The organism is Lacticaseibacillus pantheris DSM 15945 = JCM 12539 = NBRC 106106, from assembly GCF_001591865.1.
In the GTDB taxonomy this organism is placed as follows: domain Bacteria; phylum Bacillota; class Bacilli; order Lactobacillales; family Lactobacillaceae; genus Lacticaseibacillus; species Lacticaseibacillus pantheris.
Window position 1 is genome coordinate 1 of the sequence record NZ_BCVS01000120.1, and the last position, 6,754, is coordinate 6,754.

General features: G+C 54.2%; 7 protein-coding genes. 3 read left to right on the plus strand and 4 right to left on the minus strand.

Translation table 11 applies throughout. The features are described from left to right. Positions 1-141: 141 nt before the first annotated feature. The gene (locus LPA02S_RS10115; RefSeq protein WP_054650162.1) at positions 142-984 is read right to left on the minus strand and encodes a metallophosphoesterase family protein; all 843 of its coding nucleotides are present in this window, start codon (positions 982-984) and stop codon (positions 142-144) included. A 409-nt stretch (positions 985-1,393) separates the two neighbouring features. On the opposite strand from LPA02S_RS10115, the gene fba reads away from it, so the two are divergent. Continuing rightward, positions 1,394-2,275 carry a class II fructose-1,6-bisphosphate aldolase gene (gene fba, locus LPA02S_RS10120; RefSeq protein WP_054650164.1) on the plus strand — a complete coding sequence of 294 codons (882 nt, stop codon included), beginning with the start codon at positions 1,394-1,396 and terminating at the stop codon, positions 2,273-2,275. Between the two features lie 120 nt (positions 2,276-2,395). Here the strand turns inward: fba and LPA02S_RS10125 are convergent, their stop codons facing one another. Together LPA02S_RS10125 and LPA02S_RS10130 are read right to left on the minus strand one after the other, a co-directional pair. Continuing rightward, the gene (locus tag LPA02S_RS10125) at positions 2,396-3,187 is read right to left on the minus strand and encodes an ABC transporter permease (RefSeq protein ID WP_420835971.1); all 792 of its coding nucleotides are present in this window, start codon (positions 3,185-3,187) and stop codon (positions 2,396-2,398) included. A 29-nt stretch (positions 3,188-3,216) separates the two neighbouring features. Next, entirely contained in the window at positions 3,217-4,158 is a 942-nt protein-coding gene (locus tag LPA02S_RS10130; protein ID WP_056957059.1) for an ATP-binding cassette domain-containing protein, read from the minus strand. A gap of 142 nt (positions 4,159-4,300) precedes the next feature. On the opposite strand from LPA02S_RS10130, the gene LPA02S_RS10135 reads away from it, so the two are divergent. Next, positions 4,301-4,807, plus strand: coding sequence for a MarR family winged helix-turn-helix transcriptional regulator (locus LPA02S_RS10135; protein ID WP_054650168.1), 507 nt, complete (start codon positions 4,301-4,303; stop codon positions 4,805-4,807). Positions 4,808-4,926: 119 nt separating this feature from the next. Next, on the plus strand, positions 4,927-5,268 hold the full coding sequence (locus LPA02S_RS10140; RefSeq protein ID WP_082405375.1) for a thioredoxin family protein: 342 nt from the start codon (positions 4,927-4,929) through the stop codon (positions 5,266-5,268). Between the two features lie 54 nt (positions 5,269-5,322). Here the strand turns inward: LPA02S_RS10140 and LPA02S_RS10145 are convergent, their stop codons facing one another. Then, positions 5,323-6,534, minus strand: a complete 1,212-nt coding sequence (locus tag LPA02S_RS10145; protein WP_056957058.1) for an MFS transporter — start codon at positions 6,532-6,534, stop codon at positions 5,323-5,325. Between the last annotated feature and the right edge of the window lie 220 nt (positions 6,535-6,754).

Consider the following 6,754-nt stretch of genomic DNA (forward strand, 5'->3'; position numbering starts at 1 on the left):
TAGCACGCCACAGCGCCCCCGCCGGCCAGAACCGCCAGCCAGGAGCGCATATTTGACGAAATCACCTAAAAAATCCTGGCACACATGAATGTTTGCCAGGCTTAGTTGTCTATATATACTCTGTTTCCAGAGGGAGTTCCATCAGTCCTTATTTCCCGGGAAATAACCAGTGACTTCCTCGGTATACCCGTACTCCTCGTTAAACCGGCGCAAAGTCTCCTCATCGTGGGTGCTAGCCAACCCCTCCCGACGCAACTTAACGTACAGATCATAGTACGGTAAGCGGCGTTCACGGGCCAAGGCCAGCTCGGCGTCCACGTCGTAGTTAACGTGGCGCAAGTCAATGTCCGCAATTCCCTGCTCATCAACGGTCAACAGCAAATACTGCGCACGCTGATCACGCCTCATCGCTGGATATGGAGAGTACGGTTGTCCTACCGCGCCGGGATTGAGTACTAGCTGTCCATCATCCCCATACCGAACCAACTGCGCGTGGATATGGCCATACACGGCGACATCCGTCCGCCCATCGGCAAACAGGGCGTTGAAATTACTTTGCTCGGCCCGTGGGTACAGCGTGTGGCCAAAGTTAATTGCCGGTAAGTTGTGCTGAATGCCAAAACGAAGGCCGCCAATTTCACGAACTGCACGTAACGGCCATTGACCTAACCTTTGCAGGTCTGCTGCGGGCATTCGCTCCAATAAGTAGCGGACGTTCCGGGCGACAAAGATATCCATCGGCCGCTGGGGGTGGTAATCACCCCGCATAATCGCGGCCGCAAAGTCATCCCAATTACCCCGCACCCGTACGATTGGATGGATATCATCCAGCAATGACCACACGTCTTCAGCCCCCGGACCCGGCATGTAGATATCACCCAAGCACCAATACTCATCAGCTGATGCCGCCCGGGCGTCGGCCAAAACGGCACGCAAAGCCGTGATGTTACCGTGAATGTCGGAAATAATTGCAATTTTGGTCAATCTGCCGCCTCCTCAATGGTTGATCAATTATCAGTTACCGTTCAGTATACTCATTCTAACTAAATAATTGCTGGTGACAAATCTGCGTACACTACCGATTTGACGGTGCAATTTTCCCTGTCGGTTTTGACCAACTCCACCCTAATTTAGCGTAAATATTTATCGTCATCTCCCACCTTGCAAAACATTGCACTTTATCATCCCAAAATTTGCATAACCTCTACGGCCGCCGTGAAAGCGATGCCAATTATTCACTACGCAATCCTACCGCCCTGACCGGAGTGACATTGTTAATTTGTGATGCCACACTTGTTGCATTAGGGGTGTAAACGGGTACGACAATCTTTGTAAACTATGTTAGAATGAACGAGTAAAAAAATTTGTTTCCAGTTTTTAGGAGGACTTTATAATGCCATTTGTTAACGGCACAGAACTGTTTGCTGCGGCTCGTAAGGGTCACTACGCTATCGGTGCGTTCAACACCAACAACCTTGAATGGACTCGTGCCATCCTCAAGGGTGCTCAGGACTTGAACGTTCCTGTACTTATCCAGACTTCCATGGGTGCTGCTAAGTACATGGGTGGTTACAAGCTTTGCAAGGCTCTGATCGAGCTGACTGCAGAATCCATGAACATCACCGTACCAGTTGTTATTCACTTGGACCACGGTAACTACGAAGCTGCCAAGGAAGCTATTGCTGCCGGCTACAACTCCGTTATGTTCGATGGTCACGACCTGCCATTCGCAGAAAACTTGGAAAAGACTAAGGAAATCGTTGCCTTGGCCCACGCCAAGGGTATCTCCGTTGAAGCCGAAGTTGGTTCCATCGGTGGTGAAGAAGACGGTGTTGTTGGTGAAGGCGAATTAGCTTCTGTTGACGAAGCTAAGCAGATCGCTGACACTGGCGTTGACTACCTAGCTGCTGGTATTGGTAACATCCACGGCCAGTACCCAGACAACTGGAAGGGCCTGCACTTCGACCGTCTCCAGGAAATCGCTGATGCTGTTGCTCAGCCACTGGTATTGCACGGTGGTTCCGGTATCCCTCAGGAACAGGTTGAAAAGGCCATCTCCATGGGTATCGCCAAGCTGAACATCAACACTGAATGCCAGCTTGCCTTTGACAAGGCTACTCGCGAATACATCGAAGCCGGCAAGGACCAGCAGGGCAAGGGTTACGACCCTCGTAAGTTGCTGGCTCCTGGTACTCAGGCCATCACGGATACCTTCAAGGAAATCTGTGGCTGGATGGGCACTAAGTCCGTTAAGTTGGTTCCTGAAGAAGTTTAATTACTCCTTCACGACCACAGCAAAACCCGCTAACTTCGGTTGGCGGGTTTTTGTGTGCTCCCAGATGGACTGGAGTTTCAGCAAGTCTGTGTAAAGACGCTACCGCGAAGCTGCTAGTTACTATCCCTGACGTCGGTAAGCCCATACGGTCAACGGTACAAAGGCCGCCATAATCACGGCACCACTCACCAACACCACGGTGGCGTCCATACCCCAACCACCATTACCCAGGAGGCTGCGCATCGCACTAATGGTCAGGGTCACCGGATTGACCTTAACCAAAGTCTGAATCAACGGCGGCAAGGTGCGTGTGGGAATAAACGCGTTAGACAGGAAGGTCAGCACCAGAATAATGATCATCGACAAGCTCCCGATCATCTCCGCGTCTTTGGCCAACAGCCCCACCAGCGCGAATATCCAGGAAACGGACCAGCCGATAAAGATGGCCAACAATAATGCCGCCGCCACGTCGACCAGGCCGGCGGTTGGGCGCCACCCCATCACCGCGGCCGTCACCAGCGCCATCACTCCAGACACTAGTAGCCGGAGCACATCCCCCACCAGCTGACCGGCAAGCGGGGCCAGCGGCGATATCGGCAGGGTCTTGAAGCGGTCAAAGACGCCGGCATTAATGTCCGTACGCAACTGCTGACCGGAGCCGGACGCAGCGTTGAGAATACTTTGAATCAATATCCCCGGCACCAGCATCGGTAGGTACGCATGAACGCTGCCGGCAATCGCGCCACCAAACAGGTAGCCAAATAGCAACGTAAAAATGACCGGTTGCATCACCACGTCGCTCATATTATCCGGGTTATGCAGCGTCTTGAGTAGGTTCCGGTAGGCCATGGTCATGGTGTTACTAATAACGTGATTTGTTGATTGATTATCCATATTTTGATACCTCGTAATGTGATTTCCTTAATTGGGTCCAGCCCGAATTAGTTTTTACCCACGGTCATCCGCAAAAATACATCATCGAGTGACGGCTCGGTGACCGCAAAGTTGCTCAGCGGAACGCCGGCATCCTGTAACTTCGTCGTGATGGCGGCCACCGCCCGAAAACCATCGTCATCGAGGTACGCACTCACTTTACGGTTCTGCACCTCCGTAGGTCCAGCCAACACGGCCTGCACCACCGCTTGTGCTGGCGCAACCCACCGCAGCTCCGGCACCTCTATTTGCAGGTGCAGACCTCCCACCCGCTGTTTGAGGGCGCTCGGCGTACCCAAAGCAACCATACGTCCATGATCAATCAACGCAATGCGGTCGGCCAACTGGTCCGCTTCCTCTAGGTACTGCGTGGTCAGTACCACCGTCGTGCCGTGTTGTACCAGCCGACGAATGGCAGTCCACATCTGCGTGCGCGTCCGGGGATCCAGCCCCGTCGTTGGCTCGTCCAGGAAGAGGATGCTGGGGTTGCCAATCAGGCTGACGGCCAGGTCAAGGCGCCGCCGCATCCCGCCGGAGAACTGGTCGAGGCTCTTGCTGGCGGAATTGGTTAAATCAAAGTCGCCCAGTAACTCAGTAGCCCGGCTCCGGGCATCAGCACGGGTGAGCCCATGCAGCCGGCCAAATATCACCAGATTTTCCATGGCGCTCAAGTCCTGATCAATGGATGCGTTCTGACCCGTCAACGCGAACTGTTGCCGAACCCGCGGGGCTTGAGTCACCGTGTCAAAGCCGTTCACCAGAATGTGCCCCTGGTCCTGCCGCAACAAGGTCGTGATCATTCTCAAGGTGGTCGTCTTGCCCGCGCCATTCGGTCCCAGAAGCCCGAACACCTCACCTTTGCCGACCGTAAAGGAAACATCGTCCACGGCCACCTGGGTGCCGAATTGCTTCTGGATACCCACTACTTCAATTGCATTATCATTTGTCATGTTGAAAACCACCTTTGCATTTAATCAGGTGCCCTGATTGAATACATAGTAAGGCCCCCTGATTAAAAAGTCAACCATTTGCTTTCTCCGGCCCCGGTGGAATACGGTATACTGAAGAAAATAAGGAATGGACTGATTAACCGTGGGCAAGAATATCAAGGCCGAGCTCGTTGCCGGCAAGCTGGCTGAATACGAACAGCTCAGTAAAATATACGACGATATCGTCAAACAACCCCGACCACGCCTAACGGTTGAGGGCCAGGGCAAAGTACTGTTGGTGTTGGCCGAAGATGACCACCTCTCCCAACGCCAGATTGCAGACCGCCTAGGCATGTCACCCCAATCAGCCAGTGAGTTTATCGCTAAGCTGGCAAAACGCGAGTTGGTGACCCTGTCCAAGTCCCCGAATGACAAGCGGGTGAACCTCGTCCACCTGACCGCAGCCGGTCGCCAGGAAGTAGAGGCGGCCGCGCAGGAGGTGCCCCCCTTTGTGAACACGCTCAGCGACGATGATCTGGACGAGCTCGCCCGACTGATGGGCAAAGTTACGACTGCGATGTACGCCGATATTGACGCCGCCAACCCCACATTGGCGGTCAAGTTTCACAAGTTGTTCGCCAGCCGCTACTTACGGCAGTTTAAAAGCTAGTGGGTGCCAAGATTAATCGTTAGGCTTACCTTTTGTAAGCGTGCGTGGTATAATACAACTTAAATAAAGTGGTGTCCCGGACATTTTTCCTGGCACCAACAATTGGGGGTAATTCATTCATGGAAATGTACAAACCAACGGTGGTGTCCGACGACGCTGTCCGGACCGAACTGAACAAGCCTGGTAAGCAGGTCATGTTTATGACGGCGGACTGGTGTGGTGATTGCAAGGCCATCAAGCCTTTCGTCCAGCAGATTAAGGAACACGCAATGAGCGATGGTGCCGGCTGGGTTGACGTCGACCGCGACGCCAACATCGAAATTGCTAAGGAGCAGGGCCTGAAGGGAATTCCTGCCTTCGTCCTCTTTGAAGACGGCAAGCAGATCAACCACATTGGTAATGGCGAGCGCCTGAGCCCCAAGCAGGTAACTGACTGGGTTAACGGCAACGTCCTCGCTTAATCCCCGCTAGGCACAAAAAAACGACTACTGAGTAGTCGTTTTTTTGTGCCTCAATTAGTTCAATTGCTGGCCCATCGTTTCCCGACCCAGCACCATGACGGCGAGTACCGCAATAACGATTGCCGCCGTGAAAATAGCAAAGATGCTGGCGAAACTAACGCCGCTCGCAATCAGGCTACCGACCAGTAGTGGCCCCACGATGCCGCCAATTCGGCCCACGCCGGCCGCTAAGCCGGAACCACTACTACGCACGCTACCCGGATACTGCTCCGGTGAGTAGGCGTACAGGGCGCCCCACGCCCCCAGGTTGAAGAAAGAGAGGAGCATCCCCATCACCAGCAGCCAAGCCAGGCTCGTCGCCATCCCAAAGCCGAGTGCGGCGGCAGCCGTGCCCAATAGGAACGTGGCCAAAACGCGCTTCCGGCCCCACTTTTCAATCAACCACGCCGCCGTGAAGTACCCCGGCAGTTGCGCAATAGTCATCACCAGCACGTAACCAAAGCTGCTGATCATGCTGAAACCTTTGAGTTGCATAACACTTGGCAACCACAGAAACATGCCGTAGTAGGAGAAAACCACCATGAACCACACAATCCACAACATGGCCGTCGCCCGCAGGTATGGTGGCCGCCACAGCTGGACTAACGTGGCCCAAAAGCGGGGCTTGCGGTGGCCGGCCGCCAGGTAAACGGGTGACTCTTTGATCCCGCGCCGGAAGTAGAACGCGTACACCGCGGTGAGTCCGGTGAGGACCATCGCCACGCGCCAACCCCAGTTGGGGATAACAAAGTATGAGATCAAGGCCGCGGCCAACCAGCCCGCCGCCCAAAAGCTCTCCAGCAGCACAACACTGCGGCCCCGGTGTTCGGTCGCCACGCTTTCAGAAACTAACGTAGACGCCACAGGCAGCTCACCGCCTAATCCGGCCCCAATCAGCAACCGTAACGTCATGAACATGGCGTACCCCGTAGCCAAAGCCGATGCGGCGGACCCAATCGAAAAGATGAGTAACGTGATAATGAGCACCGTTTTGCGGCCAACCCGGTCAGCCAGCATACCGAACAGCACCGCCCCGATGGCCATCCCAATTGAGCCGATACTACCAATCCAGCCCATTTGGACAGCGTTCAGGTGCCACTCACCCTTAACGGCCGCAATAACAAACGAAAGCATCCCGACGTCCATCGCGTCAAACAACCAGGCAACACCAACGCCGGTGATTAGCCGCGCGTGTGCCCAGATTCCTACCTGTTTAGTCGATTCCATGAATAATTCCCCCAGATATAATTGCCATTAGGTGTCTTGACACCCTACGTAACGAAACTCATTTTCCACTTTGTGGGGTGTCTTGTCAATGGCTGTTGCAGAAAAAACGCGCCACGCTGGTGAAACTTACCGCTGCTGGTAGGTAGTCTCGGGTTGCTACGGTGGTGTTTGACGGCAGCGTTGGTCGGAACGGTGTGCTGCGGCTTTCGTGGGGTGCTCC